The following is a 16,475-nucleotide window of genomic DNA, read 5'->3' as shown; positions in this document are numbered from 1 at the left end:
GTCTTTCATGAAGGTCCCGACCGCCTGCCGTGTCATACCCGCCCTGACCCTGGCTTTCGCCGCCCTGACCGCGTGCGGTCAGGGCGGTGACGAGGCCGGCGCCGGCCGCGCGGACTCTCCGGCGGCGGCCGCCCCGGATTCCTCGTCGGCGAGTACGTCCCCGTCCGCCTCGCGAGAACGGGCCGCCGGGCAGGACCCGTCCTCCGACGAGGTGTCACGCGATCGTTCCGGCGGTCAGGATGCGGAGTCCGAGGCGGGTCGTGACGGTGGCGCGCAGCGGTGCGCGGCCGGGCAGTTGCGGGTTTCCGTGGAGGACCAGGATTCCGCCGCCGGCACCACGCATTTCCAACTGGCCTTCCGGAACACGGGAACCGAGCCGTGCTCCCTGACGGGATTCCCCGGAGTGTCCTTCCGCGGCCGTGACGGTGCCCAGATCGGCACCCCTGCCGACCGTGCCAGCGGCACGCCGGCCACGACGGTCACCCTGATTCCCGACGCCCGGGCCGTCGCGGACGCGAAGGCGCTGAACGGGCAGGCCGGTCTTTCCGCCGGCGAGTGCCGACTGACGAGCGTCTCGTTCCTGGGTGTTTTCCCGCCCGGGTCGAGGGAGCAGATCGACGTGCCGTGGAAGGCTTCGGAGTGCGCTGTCCGCGGGGCGCACGGGCTGACGGTCGGCCCGCTCCACCCCGTCCGCTGAGTCCGGGCAGGGGCCCGGGCTACCGGGCCCCGTGGCCGACCGGGCCCTGTCGCCGTGGGGTGCCCTTCGTCGCCGCGGCTCAGACCGACGGCACGCGGTGCGTGGCGTCCGTGCCCCAACTGACCAGCAGGCGCAGCGACTCGGCGGAGGGCGAACCAGGCTCGGCGTGGAAGGTCACGAGGGTCACGTCGGGGTCGTCCGCGAGCCGGAACTGCTCGAAGTTCAACTGGAGCTCGCCGGCCAGCGGGTGGTGCAGGCGCTTGACGCCGTGGCTCTTCTCCTTGACGTTGTGCAGTGCCCACAGGCGACGGAACTCCTCGCTCTTGACGGAGAGTTCACCGACAAGGGCGGACAGCTGGGGGTCGTCGGGGTAGCACCCGGCGTCCATGCGCAGCCCGCACACGACGTCGATCGCCTTCTGCTGCCAGTCGGCGAACAGATCGCGGTACTCGGGACGGAGGAACACCAGCCGCGCCCAGTTGCGCTCGCTCGCGGGCAGCTCCGACCAGTCACCGAAGAGGGCGGCCGCCGCCCTGTTCCAGGCGAGGATGTCGGAGCGCCGTCCGACGAGGTAGGCCGGGACGCCCTCCAGCGAGTCCAGGAGCTGCCACAGCGCCGACCGGGCCTGCGGCTGCCGCGTCGCGGGCTTCTTCTTGTGCGCCTTCGGCTTCGCCAGGTGGGTCAGGTGCGCGTACTCGGCGTCCGTCAGGCGCAGGGCGCGGGCTATGGAGCCCAGCACGTCGGTGGAGACGTTGTGGCTGTTGCCCTGTTCCAGGCGCGTGTAGTACGCGACGGAGACCCCGGCGAGCTGGGCCAGCTCCTCACGGCGCAGGCCGGGGACCCTGCGGTGCCGCCCGGCGTCGGCCAGTCCGACGTCCTCCGGCTTCAGCCGGGCCCGCCTGCTGCGCAGGAACTCGCTCAGCTCGGCCCGGCGGTTCAGGGGCCGTGCGGCGACGGCTTCGGCTCGCTGTTCCATACCTCCAGTATCCGCGCCGTCCCGTGGTCGTAGGCAGCGCAGCCTGACCCCGCCGGTGGTAGGCACAGCGGTCGTACGAAAAGGCGGGTGAACGCTGATCCGCCCGACCTGGGGCAGGCTCGGATGTACTCGGCAACCATGCCCGGGATCGATCGGGCACCGGGTCCGCACATCACGAGGAGAACCCCTGCATGACGACTGTTGCTGCCTACGCCGCACCCGCACCCAAGGCGCCGCTGGAGCGGACCGCCATCGAGCGGCGCACGGTCGGCGAGCACGACGTCCTGATCGACATCAAGTTCGCCGGCATCTGCCACTCCGACATCCACCAGGCCCATGACGGCTGGCGCCCCGGCCTCTTCCCGATGGTCCCCGGCCACGAGATCGCCGGCGTCGTCTCCGAGGTCGGCCCCGGCGTGACGACGTTCGCCGTCGGCGACCGCGTCGGAGTCGGCTGCATGGTCGACTCCTGCCGGGAGTGCGCGAACTGCAAGGACGGCCTGGAGCAGTTCTGCACCGGCGGTGGCCCGACCTGGACGTACAACGGCACCGGCAGGGACGGTCTGCCCACCCACGGCGGCTACTCCGAGAAGATCGTCGTCGACCGGCACTTCGTCGTCCGCATCCCGGACGCGCTGCCGCTGGACGTGGCGGCCCCGCTGCTGTGCGCGGGCATCACCACGTACTCGCCGCTGAAGCACTGGAACGCCGGCCCCGGCAAGAAGGTCGCCGTCGTCGGCCTGGGCGGCCTGGGTCACATGGGCGTGAAGATCGCCCACGCGCTCGGCGCCGAGGTCACCGTCCTGTCGCAGTCCCTGCGCAAGAAGGACGACGGTCTGCGCCTGGGCGCCGACCACTACCACGCCACCGGCGACCCGGAGACCTTCGCGAAGCTGGCCGGCACCTTCGACATCGTCCTGAACACCGTCTCGGCGGGGCTGGACTTCTCCGCCTACGTGTCGCTGCTGCGCACGGACGGCGCGATGGTCAACGTCGGTCTCCCCGAGGAGTCCGTGCACCTCGACCTCAAGGCCCTGAACGGCCGGCGCCGGGTGATGACCAGCTCCAACATCGGCGGCATGGCCGAGACCCAGGAGATGCTCGACTTCTGCGCCGAGCACGGCCTCGGCGCCGAGATCGAGCTGATCTCCGCGGATCGGATCAACGAGGCGTACGAGCGCGTCCAGGCCGGCGACGTGCGCTACCGCTTCGTGATCGACACGGCGACCATCTGAGGCACCCGCGAGCCGGCCGGAGCCCCGTCCTCCGGCCGGTTCCGCCCATCTCCGGGCCCTCCTCCGACGTTCACCGCGACGGCACGCCCGCCCGGATGACCGCGCCCGCCCGGGGCGCTCAGCCCCGGGCGGGCGGTCGCGCCTCGCGGGCCAGGCTCCGTGCGATGGCCGCCGCGTGGGAGGCCACGTCGTCGATCGTCGGGTGCCGGCGGCTGAGGAAGCCGCTGCGCAGGAGCGTCGCGTAGCCGTGGGCGGCGGCGATCTGCCGCTCCAGCAGTTCCAGGGCCCGGCGCGCGTCGCCGTCGGTGACGGCCAGAGCGGACGGGAGCAGGGCGTCCATGACGTCGCGGCCGGCCTGCAGCAGGCCCTCGTCGCCGGCGTCCTGCAGTTCGGGGGCGAAGATCAGGTCCAGTCCCGAGCCGTTCTCGGCCGCGAAACGGGTGTAGGCGGCGGCGGACACGGCCGTGGCCTCGACCGGATCGGTTCTCCCGTGCTCGTCGCGCGGGAGTTCCTCCCGGGCTTGCAGCATGCGCGCGGTGAGGGTGCCCGCCGCGGCGATGGCGCAGGCGATCAGCAGGGCCTGCTTGCTGGCGAAGTGCCGGTAGGGCGCCGCGGTGCTGACGCCCGCCCGGCGCGCCACTTCCGCCACGGACAGCGCGGCGATGCCCTGCTCGGCGATCAGTTCCAGTGCGGTCGAGACCAGCGCGGCCTTCAGGTCGCCGTGGTGGTAGGTACTCCGCTTCGGCACGGCCCCCTCCGCTCCTCACTCAATGTAAGAGACATCTTACATACCGGAGCGGCGGTCGCGCACATCGTCCACCCACGAGGGCGTTTGACTTGTTGCTAGAGCCTTCTTACATTGAGCCAAGTAAGAGGTCTCACACATTGGCTTCGGGACGTCCGTCGCACCCTCGCCGTTGACCCGGAGCACACAGAAGGAACCGTCATGCCCACCACCACCGCGGCCTTCGCCGCCCCTTTTGCCGGCGCCAAGCTGGAGCCGCTCACCATCACGCGCCGCGACGTACGGGGCGCCGACGTCCGCATCGACATCCACTACACCGGCGTCTGCCACACCGACCTGGTGCAGACCTCCGACGGCTGGGGCCCGGGGCTGTACCCGATGGTCCCGGGGCACGAGATCACCGGCGTGGTCACCGAGGTGGGCCCGGAGGTGACGAGGTTCGCCGTCGGCGACCGCGTCGGCGTCGGGACGTACATCGACTCCTGCGGGGAGTGCGAGCCGTGCCGGGCCGGCCTCGAGGTGTACTGCGAGAAGGGCTGCACGCCCACCTACAACGCCAAGGACCGGGACGGCGAGACCACCCACGGCGGCTACTCCCGTCAGATCGTCGTCGACGAGCGCTACGTGCTGCGCATCCCCGACAGGCTGCCCCTCGACGCCGCGGCTCCCCTGCTCTGCGCCGGCATCACCACCTACTCGCCCCTCGCCCACTGGAACGCCGGACCCGGCAAGAAGGTCGCCGTCCTCGGCATGGGCGGTCTGGGACACATCGCCGTCCAGCTCGCGCACGCCATGGGCGCCGAGGTCACCGTCCTGTCCCGCACGCTGGGCAAGAAGGACGACGGCCTGGAGCTGGGCGCCGACCACTACTTCGCCACCGAGGACCCCGAGACCTTCGCCCGGCTGGCCGGCACCTTCGACCTGATCCTGTGCACGATCTCCGGCGCGCTCCAGTTCGACCGGTACCTGCGCCTGCTGAAGCTGGACGGCACCCTGATCAACGTCGGCGCCCCGGACGACGACATCTCCATGAACAACTGGGCCCTGATCCCCGGCCGCCGCTCCTACGCCGCCTCTGCGGCCGGCGGGATCCCCGAGACGCAGGAGATGCTCGACTTCTGCGCGGAGCACGGGATCACGGCCCGCATCGAGACCATCGCGATGGAGGACGTCAACGAGGCCTTCGAGCGACTGCACCAGTCCCAGGTCCGCTACCGCTTCGTCGTCGACGTGGCGAAGTTCCAGGGCTGAAAGCCCCCGCGAGCCGGGGGCCGCGGCGCGGCGGCCCCCGGCTCGTGTCAGGCCGTCGTCGTGGTGCGGTGGCGGGCGCGGAAGGCGGCGGCCTTGACGCGGTTGCCGCAGGTCCGCATTGCGCACCATTCGCGGCGCCGGCCGCGGGAACGGTCCAGGTAGACCTGGGTGCACTCGGGGCGGGCGCACTCGCGCAGCAGGGCCGCCTCGTCGCCGATGATCCGGACCGCCTCGCGGGCGAGGGCGGCGAGGCCCTGTGCGGCGGACCCGGAACGGCTCGTGCCGTCGGCGGCGAGCTGCGGCACGACGGGAGTGCGGGCGGCGTGGCGGTTGACCGCGGCGACGGCGCCGGCGGGCAGCGCGGCACCGTCGAGCCTGGCCTCGACCAGGGTGTAGATCGACTCCCGCAGTTCCACGGCGGCCGCGAGGTCCGCGGCGTCGGCGCCGGGCTCGTGGTCGAGCATCCCGGACTCGGTGAACCAGGCGTCGAGGAGTCCGGGCGTGGCGAGCATTTCCGTGGGCACCGCGTTGCGTCGCGCGCGCAGCGTGCCCAGGAAGTCGAGGGCGAGCGTCCCACAGGGAAAGGCATGTTTCACATCACCATCCTAACCGGTGACCTCCATTTCGTCACTTGCTTGACAGGTGACTTATCCCCGTGGGACGGTCGTCACCGTTCGAAACGGTTACTTCTTGATGTGGGGGACGCCGCAATGGCTGTCGTTCGTTTTCACCTGACCTCCTCGCTCAGCCCGTCCGAGGCGCTGGCCGTGCTCACCGACTTCGGGCCCGCGCGGGCCCGGAACTGGCCCACCATCGACGCCGGGCACCTGACCGTCCACGCGATCGGCGACACCTGGGCCGAGGTGACCGAGGGCACGGCGTCCGCGTGGGAGCGGGCGCGCTACGACTGGGACGCCGAGCAGGGCCGGGTCACCATCGCCACGCACGACTCGAAGGTGTTCGGGCCCGGCGGCGGATGGGTCTTCCGGATGACCCCCGAGGGGCAGGGCACCCGGGTCGACGTCGAACTCACCCGCACCCCCGGCACGCTCAAGGGCAAGGTGCTCGCGAGCCTGCTCCCCCTCGCGGCCGGGTCGCTCCGCAAGTCCTACCGGCAGCCCTTCAAGGCCGTCTGACCCGCGGCCGCACGGCCGGTCGGCGAGCGGCCGCCGACCGGCCCCCGGGCCTCGGCCACCGGCCCCCGGGTCCGGGCCGGCCGCAGCGCGGCCCCGCGGCCGATCCCGCCCCTCGAACTCACTGTCGGGAAGCGGATACCGTCCGTACACTGTCACGTTGCAGGCATGCGGGCAGTGTTGACCGGGGGGAGCCGCCATGTCCGAGCAACCGCACGGCGCCACATACGGATACGGCTACGGTTACGGTTACGGGCCGGGATACGTCCCGCCCATGCCCTCCAGCCCGCCCCCCGCACCGCCGGACGGACTGCGGGCGGCGGCGGTCGGGCTGCTCAACCTCAGCGGCCTCGGCCTCGGCTACGCCCTGACCCGGCGCTGGGTGCCCATGGTCGTGTGCTGGTTCGCGACCGGCCTCCTGCTGCTGGTGGCACTGCCCGCGGACCCGGACGGCGTGCCCGTCGGCCTGGTCGTCGGCTACCTGGTCCTCCTCCTGGCGGCGGCCGTCCACGGCGCCGTGGTCGGGCTGCGCACCCGTCTGGTGTGGCCCGCGGGCTCCCCCCTGGCGATCGCCCTCGGCCTGGTGCTGCTGGCCGTTCCGGCCGGCGGTGCCGTGCTGTACGACACGGCCCGCGACGAGGCCAAGGAGCAGGCGCTCCTCGGCCGCCTCGACCAGGCCGACCAGTTGGTGCGGGCCGCCGGGGCCAGATCCTTCGAGACGGCCGAGTCCGACTACCGCAAGGCCCTGCGCGAGTACCGGGACATCAGATCCGGCCACCCGGACTCCCGGGCCGCCGCGCGGGTCCCCGACCGCCTGAAGACGTACTACACCACCGTCGGCGCCGCCTACGACCGGCAGGACTTCTGCGCGGCGATCCCCGCGCTGACGTACCTGCGCACCGTCCCGGGCACCATCGGCAAGCAGCCGCTCAGCACGCTCGCCACGTGGCCCGACGACCGCCTGGCCACCTCGCTCTACGAGTGCGGCGCGCAGCGGCTGGACAACCAGGACTCCGACTGGACGGGGAACCTCGGCGAACTCGTCCGCAGCTTCCCCGACTCGGAGCAGGCCGCGAAGGTCGCACCGGCCGTCGACTCGGCCGTGGACAAGGCCGCGAAGGACGTCGGCGGCTCCGACCCCTGCGCCGCCGTCGAGCGGCTGCGCGCCCTGGGCACCCAGGCCGGGGGCCTGAACACGGGCGGCGGGGACATCGGTGACGCGGTCGCCGCCTCCGCCGCCCGGGCCGGGAGGAGCGCCGACTCCGGCGTGTACTCCTGCGGCGTCGACCAGTACAAGGAGGGCGACTTCGACGAGGCGCGGGAGACGATGAACACGTTCGTCGCCAAGAACAAGAGCGCCGGGAACCGCACGCTGGCCAAGAAGTTCGCCATCGCGGCGGAGGTCGCGGACGCGATCCCGGCGGCGGGCAAGCGGCTGCCCACGCTGGCCTCCGGCGGCAGCATCTCGGTCACGATCAAGAACGACAGCCCCAACCCGATCACGGTGCTCTACACCGGACCGGTGACCGGCAGCATCACCCTCAAGGCCTGCCGGGGCTGCACCTCGTACGACCTCCTCACCCCCTCGTTCGGGGGGTCCAGGCCCTGCCAGGACAGCAGCAGGAACTACCCCCAGCGCACCATCCGGCTGCCCGTGGGCACCACGTACTTCCTGCACAAGTCGACCTCGTCGGACGGATCGAGCCCCGCGTCCGACACGGCCAGGCTCAAGTCCGGCTACATCTACACCGAGTGCGCCTACACGACGAAGTCCGCCTTCGGCTTCTGATCCGGGACGGGACCCGGCGGGGCTCCCGGCAGGTCTCCCGGCAGGGAAGCCTGCCGGGTCCCGCCCGCCGTCGCCGGCGTCAGTCCGAACCCCCGCCCCCACCACCGCAGCCGAAGCCCCCGCCGGAGTGTCCGCCGGAGTGGCCGCTGTCACCTCCGTGAGCGCCGCCGTCGGTGCCGTCCCAGCCCGCGCCCCCGTCGTCGGCGCGCCAGCGCAGGAACTCGTGCCGGCCGAACGGGAACAGGCCCTCGTCCGCGACCGCTCCCCGGCCGATCAGCCCGGCCTCGGCGGTGAACGCCGGGACGAGCGCGGTCAGCGCCGGGTCACCGTGGAGCGCGACGGCGAGCAGGACGTCGGCCTCCGCGAGCCCCGCACGGTCCGCGGGCACCGGCGTGTTCCGCCGCAGTTCGGCGACGTACCGGCGGGCGGCCCGGGTCGGGCTCGCGCGCACCAGCCGCAGCAGCCCCGCCCCGGCCAGCTCGGCCCGCATCCGCGACAGCGCCCTCCGCACGACCGCGCGGCCGAGCAGTTCCCTGATGCCCGCCGGCCGGTACAGCCCCACGCGTACCGCCTTCTCCAGCGGATGGCGGTGCGGCGGCGGGTCGGCCTGCTCCGGGGAGGGCTCCCGGCGCAGGGTGCCCGGCCGTCCGGACTCGACGGCGCCGCGCAGGTGCAGCGCCACCACGGCGACCGTCACGGCGGCTCTGGGGCCTCCGCGCAGCATCGCGATCTCGTGCGGTTCCAGCCGGACCACCGTCGCCTCGTCCATGGCCTCTCCCCCCGTGCCTCTGCCGGGTACGTGCCCGCCGCCGGGGGTGGTCGAAGCCTCCGCGAGCCGGGTTCAGAGGGGGATTTGAGGGTGCCGTAGCGGGCGTACGGCCGCTGGTGTAGGCGCGCCCGCCCCGCTCAGGGCCGACCGGGTCCGGACAGACGGGCACGGAGCGTGGCGGCGAAGTCCTCGGCGCGGGACAACTGCACACGCAGTTCCTCGATCTTGCCCGCCGCCTCCCGCTCGTAGGCACGGACGCGCTCCAGCAGCGTCTCGCGCTCGGCACCACCGGGCGGGTCGGCTGCGTCGAGGCGGTCGACGGCGTCGAGCAGGTCGCGCATCTGGTCCAGGGTGAAGCCGAGCGGCTTCATGCGGCGGATCACCATCAGCCGCGCGACGTCGGTCTCGGTGTAGAGCCGGAAGCCGCCCTGGGAGCGGGCGGAGGGCGTGACCAGACCTGTCTCCTCGTAGTGCCGGATGGTGCGCAGGGACAGCCCGGTCCGCGCCGCGACCTCACCGATCTGCATGTGCCCGCCGTCCACGACCGTCGCCCCGCCCTTCCCGTGCCCGCCGATCCCTACCCTAACGTCAGGGTAGAGTTGCGTGGCGCGGACCCGGTGGGTCCGCGCACTGCCGAGCCGGGGCCGACGACGCCCCCGGCGGAGACCTCGAACCGTGCGGGAGACCCACGTGGCCGCGTCCATGGTCACGGGCGCCGCCGCCTGCCCGCCCTGACGGTCCGGTGACGCGTGTCGGGCCGTGCCCCACGTGCCGCCCGTCCGGCGACCCGGCCGCCCGGGAGTGCCGTCCCGTTGTCCGCGCCCTTCCCGCGCTCCCCCGCCGTCCACGGGGGCGTGCCCGAGCACGACAGGTACCCGTTCCCTTGTCCTCTCCCACTGCACTGCTGCGTCGCGCCCCGCGCCCCGACTGGCTCACCGATCCGAAGGTGTGGCGCACCGAGGTGCTGGCCGGTCTGGTGGTCGCCCTCGCGCTGATCCCCGAGGCCATCTCGTTCTCGGTCATCGCCGGGGTCGACCCCGCGATCGGCCTGTTCGCCTCCTTCACCATGGCGGTGACCATCTCCGTCGTCGGGGGACGCCGCGCCATGATCTCGGCCGCGACCGGGGCCGTGGCCCTGGTCATCGGTCCCCTCAACCGCGAGCACGGGCTCGGCTACCTCGTCGCCGCCGTCATCCTCGCCGGCGTGTTCCAGATCGTCCTGGGAGCGCTCGGCGTGGCCAGGCTCATGCGGTTCGTGCCGCGCTCGGTGATGGTCGGCTTCGTCAACGCCCTCGCCGTCCTGATCTTCCTGGCCCAGGTCCCGGAGATGCACGACGTGCCCTGGGCGGTCTACCCGCTCATCGCCGCGGGCCTGGCGCTCATGGTGTTCTTCCCCAAGGTCACCAAGGTGGTCCCGGCCCCACTGGTGTCCATCGTGACCCTGACCGTCGTCACGGTCGCCGCCGGCATCGCGGTGCCGACCGTGGGCGACAAGGGCGCCCTGCCGTCCTCGCTGCCGGTGCCCGGCCTGCCCGACGTGCCGTTCACCGTGGACACCCTCACCACCATCGCCCCCTACGCGCTGGCGATGGCGCTGGTCGGACTGATGGAGTCCTTGATGACGGCCAAGCTCGTCGACGACATCACCGACACCCGCTCCTCCAAGACCCGCGAGTCCATCGGGCAGGGCATCGCCAACATCGTCACGGGCCTCTTCGGCGGCATGGGCGGCTGCGCCATGATCGGCCAGACGATGATCAACGTGAAGGTCTCCGGCGCCCGCACCCGGCTGTCCACCTTCCTCGCCGGCGCGTTCCTGATGGTGCTGTGCATCGTCTTCGGCCCGGTCGTCTCCGACATCCCCATGGCCGCCCTGGTCGCGGTGATGGTGATGGTCTCCTTCGCGACGTTCGACTGGCACTCCGTCGCGCCGAGGACGCTGCGCCGGATGCCGGCCGGGGAGATCGGCGTCATGGCCGTCACCGTCGTGGTGGTGGTCGCCACCTCCAACCTGGCCATCGGCGTGGTCGTCGGTTCCCTGACCGCCATGGTCGTCTTCGCCCGGCGGGTCGCCCACCTCGCGGACGTCACCGCCGTCGTCGACCCCGACGGCACGAGCGTCGTCTACTCCGTGACGGGTGAGCTCTTCTTCGCCTCCTCCAACGACCTGGTGGGCCGCTTCCACTACGCCACCGACCCGGACAGGGTCGTCGTCGACCTGTCCGCCGCGCACATCTGGGACGCGTCCTCCGTCGCCGCGCTCGACGCGGTCGAGACGAAGTACGCCCAGCGCGGCAAGAAGGTCGAGATCGTCGGCCTCGACCGGCCCAGCGCCGCGCTCCACGGCAGGCTCACCGGCGAACTCGCCGGCCACTGAACGCCACTGAAGGCCGCTGAGCGCCGCTGCGGGCGGCAGGTCGTGGCGGCCGGTACGGGGGAGGGCGCCGGTGCCGATGATGCGCGTGTAAGGAAATGTGCCAGGGGAATTGCCTTGGGGCGTCCCCCTACGGCAGGCTGTCGCTCCAGTCAGGCCCTGCCCTCGGCAACCCGTACGTACGCGCGAACACCGTTGCGCGGCACCGGAGTCGGCGGCGGGGGCACGATCGTGTCCGGGAGTCCACCGAACGGGCCACGCTGGAAGGAAACCGTGTGAGCCGGATCTCGGTCCGGGGGATCGCGGTGGCTTCGGCCACGGCGGTCACCTCAGTGGGCGCCGTCGTCGGTGTCGCGTCGAGCAGCCAGGCGAGCGTGCAGCCCGTCGCCGCCAGCGACTCCACCGTCCTCGCGGACATACCCGCCGGCCAGCGGGTCCAGCAGGCCTCGCTGACGCAGCAGGTGCAGGCGCAGTCCGACGCCGCGGACGTCGGCACCCGGCAGGCCGCGGAGCAGGCCGCCCGCAAGCAGGCCGCCAAGGACGCCACCGCCCGCAAGGCCGCGGCGGCGAAGGCCGAGGCCGACCGCAAGGCCAAGGCGGCCGCCAAGGCCGCACTCGTGGTGAAGGCCTCGTACACCGTCGCCGAGGTCCAGGCGATGGCGCAGGCCATCATCGGCGACGCGTCGCAGTACCAGTGCTTCTCCAACATCGTCGGCCACGAGAGCGGCTGGGACTACACCGCGACGAACTCCTCCTCCGGCGCCTACGGCCTCGTCCAGGCCCTGCCCGGCTCGAAGATGGCCTCCGCGGGCGCCGACTGGCGCACCAACCCCGGAACGCAGGTCAAGTGGGGCCTGAAGTACATGAACAGCCGCTACGGCAGCCCCTGCGGCGCCTGGTCGTTCTGGCAGAACAACAGCTGGTACTGACGTACCCTCCGGGCGACGGCGGGGCGGTCGTCGCCCGGTCTACGCGTCGTCGCGGCACAGGCAGAAGGGGTGGCCGGCCGGGTCGAGGAGCACCCTGACGTGCTCCTGCGGCTGGAACTCCGCGACGGTGGCGCCCAGGGCGACCGCCTCGGCGACCGCAGAGTCCAGGTCGCCGACCTGGAAGTCGAAGTGCATCATCGGCCGCTGCTCGCCGTCGGCCGGCGGCCACACCGGGGCCCGGTAGCCCTCCGCCTGCTGGAACACGAGGAACGGTCCCTGCGGCGAGGCGGCCACGATGGCCGTGCCCGGTTCTTCGTGCCCGATGTGCCAGTCGAGGAGCTCCGCGTAGAACCGCGCCAGACCGCCGGGGTCCGGCGCCTCGACCGTCGTCCCCCACCACATGCCGCCCGTTCGAGATCGCATGCCTGAGCCTATCCGGGACCCCCGCACACGGGCACCCGCCCGGAGGCACCGGATCTGGTTCCTCCGGGCGCGCCTCGTACGGGAGTTCGGCCCGCCCACGGCGCCGAGGCCGGGGGGATCGGGGTCCACGTACCGGGTGCGACGCCACCGCACCGTACGGGGAGCACGGGGACGCTCCGGAGGCCCCCGGCGCGGGCCGGGGGCGTCCCGGGGGTCAGCGCAGCGACTCGGGCAGGGCCTCGCGGTGGACGATGCCCAGGCGCTGGGTGGCGCGGGTCAGGGCCACGTACAGGTCGCTGGTCCCGAAGCGGGCCGGTTCCACGACGAGGACGTGGTCGAACTCGAGCCCCTTGGCCTCGCGGGGGCCGAGCAGCACCACGGGCCGCGTGAGGTCGGGCTCGGCGCCGGGCGTGATGCCGTCGAGCGGGGCGGCGATCTCCTCGTGCAGCGCGCGCGGCGCGATCACCGCGAGGCGCCCCCGCGCCGGGGTCAGCTCCGCGACGGCCAGCGCCACCGCGCCCGCCAGGTCCGCGCCGGCGTGCCGCGTCCACGGCTTCTCGCCGGTGGAGCGCACCGACCGGGGCGGCTCGAAGGCGGGGTCCTCGACGCGTACCACTTGCGCGGCCAGATCCATGATCTCCGCGGGCGTACGGTAGTTGACGCCCAGCCGCACGTGCTCGAAGCGGTCGCCGACGTACGGCTCGAGGATCTTCTCCCACGATCCGACGCCCGCCTCCTCGGAGGTCTGCGCCGGATCGCCGACCAGGGTCAGCGAACGGGTCGGCGAACGGCGCATCAGCAGGCGCCACGCCATCGGCGACAACTCCTGCGCCTCGTCGACGATGATGTGCCCGAACGCCCAGGTCCGGTCGGCGGCGGCCCGCTCGGCCGCGCTGCGGTGGTCGGCCTCCTCCTGCCGGTCAGCCATCCGCTCGGCGTCGATGATGTCGTGGGCGGCCAGGACCTCGGACTCCGCGTCCTCGAACTCGAAGGACTCCGAGCCCCTGGACACCTCCAGGACGCCCTGCGCGTAGGCGATCTGCTCCTGTCGCTCGGCCTCGGCGGCGGCCCGCGCGGCGCTGTCGTCGACGCCGAGCAGTTCGGCCGCCTCGTCCAGGAGCGGCACGTCGGCCGGGGTCCACTCGCCCTCGCCCGGGACGCGGCGGATCGCCTCGGCGTCCGCGTTCGGCAGGTACACCGGCGCGGCCAGGTAGTCGGCGAGGAAGTCCTGCGGGGTGAGCATCGGCCACAGCTCCGCGACGGCCGCCCGCACCTCCGCGCTGGAAGCGACGCCCTTGCCGAGCTGCGCGATGTCGTCCGGGCCGAGGAAGTTGGGGCCTCCGTAGGGGTCCGCGCCGATGCGGTCGGCGAGTTGTGCGGTGAGGGCGTCGATGACGTGGAACGCGAAGTACGGCCGGGCCAGGTTGTGCGGCAGGCGCGTCTGGCGGGCGGCGTCCCGGGCCTGGTAGGCGATCTCCCAGTCCAGGACGAGTTCGCCGTCGTCGTGTGGGATGACCACCGGCGCGCCGGGCTCGGGCAGCGCCTGGCGGTCGCGTACGGCCAGCGCCAGCGCCTCCGCCATGTCCGCGGCGCCCTTGACGGCCGCCGCGCGCGGGCTGTCGCTGCCCCGGGCGTGGACGCCCGGGAACAGCTCGGCCTGCGTGGCGAGCATGACGCCGGTCTCGCCGAGGGCGGGCAGCACCTCGCCGATGTAGCTCAGGAAGGCCGGGTTGGGGCCGACGATGAGGACCGCGCGCTTGGCCAGCAGCTCGCGCTGCTCGTACAGCAGGAAGGCCGCCCGGTGCAGGGCGACCGCGGTCTTTCCGGTGCCGGGACCGCCCTCGACGACGAGGACGCCGCGGTGCGGGGCGCGGATGATGCGGTCCTGGTCGGCCTGGATGGTCCGCACGATGTCGGCCATGCGGCCGGTCCGGGCTGAGTTGAGGGCGGCGAGCAGCACGGCGTCGCCCGTGCGGTCCTCGAAGCCGGTGCGGTCGCCGTCCTCGAGGTCGAGGACCTCGTCGTGCAGCTCGGTGACCCGGCGGCCCTCGGTGGTGATGTGCCGGCGCCGGCGCAGGCCCATGGGCGTGTGGCCGGTGGCGACGTAGAACGGCCGGGCGACCGGTGCGCGCCAGTCGATCAGGAGGGGGGTGTGGTCGGTGTCGTCCTCCCGGATCCCGATGCGGCCGATGTGGTGCGCGGCGCCGTCGGTGAGGTCGATCCGGCCGAAGCACAGCGAGCCGTCGACCGCGTTGAGGGCCGCCAGCAGCCCGGACCGCTCGGCGACGAGGACGTCGCGCTCGAGACGGGCCTGCATGCCGTTGCCCACCGGGGACAGTGCGTCGTCCACGCGCTGGGCGGCGACCCCGCGCAGCGTGTCGACCCGCTCGTAGAGCCGGTCGATGAATTCCTGCTCCTTCTGCAGTTCGACGCTTTCGCGAGTTGACACATTCGCTCCCTGTCGGTTATGCTGTTCCTGTTGGCCCCCGTTGAGGGGCCTTTTCTGTGCGCGCACAGAAACACTCAATATACGTGAGGAAATCCCCGTACCGCAATTGCGGTACGGGGATTTCTGCGTCCCCGGGGCGGTGCGGCGCTTGCGGCGCCGCGGGGATCGCGGGGCTGCCCGGGTGCCGCGTCCGGGCAGCCACGGCGAGCAGGCGCGGGCGGCGGAAAGGAAAGGGAAGAGAAAGGGGGGCGTCCGGCCGGCCGGTCCTTTCCGCTCTTACCGCGCTTTCCGGTCCCGGCTTTCGGCGCACCCGATGGACGGCGGCACGGCCCGGCAGATGTCGCGCCGGCACGCCCCTCGGCGGGACATCAGGGGGCCGGCGTTCGCGGGAGTGCCGGCCCACCCGCCCGGAAGGCCGGGGCCGGGTGCCCCTATGATCAACGCCCGCTGAACGAACGATCGAGCGGGGGGACGGGAGATGACACACCGGCGCGCGGCGATACCGGTCGTGACCGGGGGATTGCTGCTCACGGCGCTGTTGTGGTGGGCCGGGGCGAGCGCGCACGCGCTGAACCTGCCCGGCGCCGTCGACGTGCTCGGCGGCCGGGCCGCCGCGGAACTCCAGGTCTGGCTGACCCCCTGGGCGTACGACCCGCCGGGCCGGGACCTGACGGGCGTCACGGCGACCGGAGGCGCCGACTACCTCACGCTCTACCGGACCGGGCTGCAGATCCGGTTCGCCGCGGTCTTCGCCTTCTTCGTGCCCGGCGCACTGCTCCTGCTGCGCAGGCTGCCCCCGGTGCACGGTCGACGGACCGCTGCTCTGCTCGCGGTGTGGGCGTGGGGCATGGTGGCCGGAACACTGGCGGTGACCGTCTCGGCACCGTGGCTGATCGCGTCGTACGGGCACGGCAGTTACCGCGTCCTGCCCCAGCTGGCGTCGCTGATCACCACGGGGCGGGAGGCCACCGCGGTGGCCTCGCTGTTCGCGGCGGCGGTCACCGTGCTCGTGGCGCGTGTCACCGCCGAGGACGCGGGCCCCCTCCCCCAGGCGGTCGTCCCGGCGCGTACGGGCCGCCTGGCCGCGACCGTGGGGACGGCGGTGATCGCGGTGTCCCTGGTGGTGCTGTCGTACCAGTCGGTCGCCGCCGCCATCCAGACGTACTCCCCGGGCATCGGGCTGCTGTCCGAGCCGGGTGAGCTGCTGCGCCAGTGGCTGCTCCTCGGCGCGTGGACGGCCCCGGTGGGCGGCATGTCGGCCGACTGGCTCCTGGCGCGCGCCGCCGACGTGCTGCTGCTCGTCGTCGTGTGGTGGCTGCTGCGACGACTGCCCGTGCTGCTCACGCGCGCCACGTTCCCGGCGATGGCACTGGGCGCGGTCTGCGCGACCGTCCTCGGGCTGGTCGCCTCGCAGTTGCTGCGGCTGGCGTTGGACGGGTCCGGCCTGCAGTGGCCGCCGCTGTTCCTCTCCGCCGGCCTGGTCGTCGGGATACCGGCCGCGCTGACCTTCGGCCTGACGGCGGGAGTGGCGGCGGCCGCCGTCCTGCGGGTCGCCGAGCGCCACGCGACGAAGGGCGTCTGACGGCCTCTCCGGCCGGCGTGCGGCCTGTGTCGTGGACGTGCACCGGCTCCGCGGGCGCCCATGGCGGAAGCGGGAGGCGCCCCAGAGGTGGTAGCGGAGGCAGTCGCCGGGGGCCAGGCGGTG

Annotated in this window: 15 protein-coding genes; 8 read left to right on the top strand and 7 right to left on the bottom strand. The window is 73.0% G+C overall.

The genetic code is table 11. From position 1 onward, the window contains the following. Positions 1-7 precede the first annotated feature (7 nt). Positions 8-697 (top strand): DUF4232 domain-containing protein, encoded by a 690-nt coding sequence (locus ABZ479_RS27575; protein WP_500464060.1) that lies wholly within the window; start codon positions 8-10, stop codon positions 695-697. A gap of 79 nt (positions 698-776) precedes the next feature. Here ABZ479_RS27575 and ABZ479_RS27570 read toward each other — a convergent pair whose 3' ends face one another. Beyond that, positions 777-1,673, bottom strand: a complete 897-nt coding sequence (locus ABZ479_RS27570) for a helix-turn-helix domain-containing protein (protein WP_500464059.1) — start codon at positions 1,671-1,673, stop codon at positions 777-779. Positions 1,674-1,864: 191 nt separating this feature from the next. On the opposite strand from ABZ479_RS27570, the gene ABZ479_RS27565 reads away from it, so the two are divergent. Further along, a complete protein-coding gene (locus ABZ479_RS27565; RefSeq protein WP_500464058.1) occupies positions 1,865-2,908 on the top strand; it encodes an NAD(P)-dependent alcohol dehydrogenase in 1,044 nt (347 codons plus the stop codon). A gap of 118 nt (positions 2,909-3,026) precedes the next feature. On the opposite strand, the gene ABZ479_RS27560 is transcribed toward ABZ479_RS27565, so the two are convergent. After that, entirely contained in the window at positions 3,027-3,656 is a 630-nt protein-coding gene (locus ABZ479_RS27560) for a TetR/AcrR family transcriptional regulator (protein ID WP_500464057.1), read from the bottom strand. Between the two features lie 198 nt (positions 3,657-3,854). Here ABZ479_RS27560 and ABZ479_RS27555 point away from each other — a divergent pair, with 198 nt between their 5' ends. Beyond that, positions 3,855-4,904 carry an NAD(P)-dependent alcohol dehydrogenase gene (locus ABZ479_RS27555; protein WP_500464056.1) on the top strand — a complete coding sequence of 350 codons (1,050 nt, stop codon included), beginning with the start codon at positions 3,855-3,857 and terminating at the stop codon, positions 4,902-4,904. 47 nt (positions 4,905-4,951) lie between these two features. Here the strand turns inward: ABZ479_RS27555 and ABZ479_RS27550 are convergent, their stop codons facing one another. Then, positions 4,952-5,500: a CGNR zinc finger domain-containing protein gene (locus ABZ479_RS27550; protein WP_500464055.1), complete on the bottom strand. Its 549-nt coding sequence runs from the start codon at positions 5,498-5,500 to the stop codon at positions 4,952-4,954. Positions 5,501-5,614: 114 nt separating this feature from the next. On the opposite strand from ABZ479_RS27550, the gene ABZ479_RS27545 reads away from it, so the two are divergent. Then, the gene (locus tag ABZ479_RS27545) at positions 5,615-6,040 is read left to right on the top strand and encodes a hypothetical protein (RefSeq protein WP_500464054.1); all 426 of its coding nucleotides are present in this window, start codon (positions 5,615-5,617) and stop codon (positions 6,038-6,040) included. Between the two features lie 196 nt (positions 6,041-6,236). Beyond that, positions 6,237-7,826 carry a hypothetical protein gene (locus tag ABZ479_RS27540; RefSeq protein WP_500464053.1) on the top strand — a complete coding sequence of 530 codons (1,590 nt, stop codon included), beginning with the start codon at positions 6,237-6,239 and terminating at the stop codon, positions 7,824-7,826. Between the two features lie 79 nt (positions 7,827-7,905). Here the strand turns inward: ABZ479_RS27540 and ABZ479_RS27535 are convergent, their stop codons facing one another. Beyond that, complete coding sequence (locus ABZ479_RS27535) at positions 7,906-8,595, bottom strand: TIGR04222 domain-containing membrane protein (protein ID WP_500464052.1); 690 nt, start codon at positions 8,593-8,595, stop codon at positions 7,906-7,908. Positions 8,596-8,732: 137 nt separating this feature from the next. Next, positions 8,733-9,137, bottom strand: a complete 405-nt coding sequence (locus ABZ479_RS27530; protein WP_500464051.1) for a MerR family transcriptional regulator — start codon at positions 9,135-9,137, stop codon at positions 8,733-8,735. A gap of 341 nt (positions 9,138-9,478) precedes the next feature. Between ABZ479_RS27530 and ABZ479_RS27525 the strand changes: the two genes are divergently transcribed. Both ABZ479_RS27525 and ABZ479_RS27520 read left to right on the top strand, forming a co-directional pair. Beyond that, entirely contained in the window at positions 9,479-10,972 is a 1,494-nt protein-coding gene (locus ABZ479_RS27525) for a SulP family inorganic anion transporter (protein WP_500464050.1), read from the top strand. A 272-nt stretch (positions 10,973-11,244) separates the two neighbouring features. Further along, positions 11,245-11,898: an aggregation-promoting factor C-terminal-like domain-containing protein gene (locus tag ABZ479_RS27520; protein WP_500464049.1), complete on the top strand. Its 654-nt coding sequence runs from the start codon at positions 11,245-11,247 to the stop codon at positions 11,896-11,898. 39 nt (positions 11,899-11,937) lie between these two features. On the opposite strand, the gene ABZ479_RS27515 is transcribed toward ABZ479_RS27520, so the two are convergent. Together ABZ479_RS27515 and ABZ479_RS27510 are read right to left on the bottom strand one after the other, a co-directional pair. Then, on the bottom strand, positions 11,938-12,321 hold the full coding sequence (locus ABZ479_RS27515; protein ID WP_500464047.1) for a VOC family protein: 384 nt from the start codon (positions 12,319-12,321) through the stop codon (positions 11,938-11,940). A 214-nt stretch (positions 12,322-12,535) separates the two neighbouring features. Further along, on the bottom strand, positions 12,536-14,746 hold the full coding sequence (locus ABZ479_RS27510; protein WP_500464145.1) for a HelD family protein: 2,211 nt from the start codon (positions 14,744-14,746) through the stop codon (positions 12,536-12,538). Between the two features lie 502 nt (positions 14,747-15,248). Here ABZ479_RS27510 and ABZ479_RS27505 point away from each other — a divergent pair. Then, positions 15,249-16,352, top strand: a complete 1,104-nt coding sequence (locus tag ABZ479_RS27505) for a hypothetical protein (protein ID WP_500464046.1) — start codon at positions 15,249-15,251, stop codon at positions 16,350-16,352. Positions 16,353-16,475: the final 123 nt, after the last annotated feature.

This window comes from Streptomyces sp. NPDC005722, assembly GCF_040630935.1.
GTDB lineage: Bacteria > Actinomycetota > Actinomycetes > Streptomycetales > Streptomycetaceae > Actinacidiphila.
The sequence above is the reverse complement of the archived record's forward strand: the minus strand, read 5'-3'. Positions and strand labels throughout refer to the sequence as shown.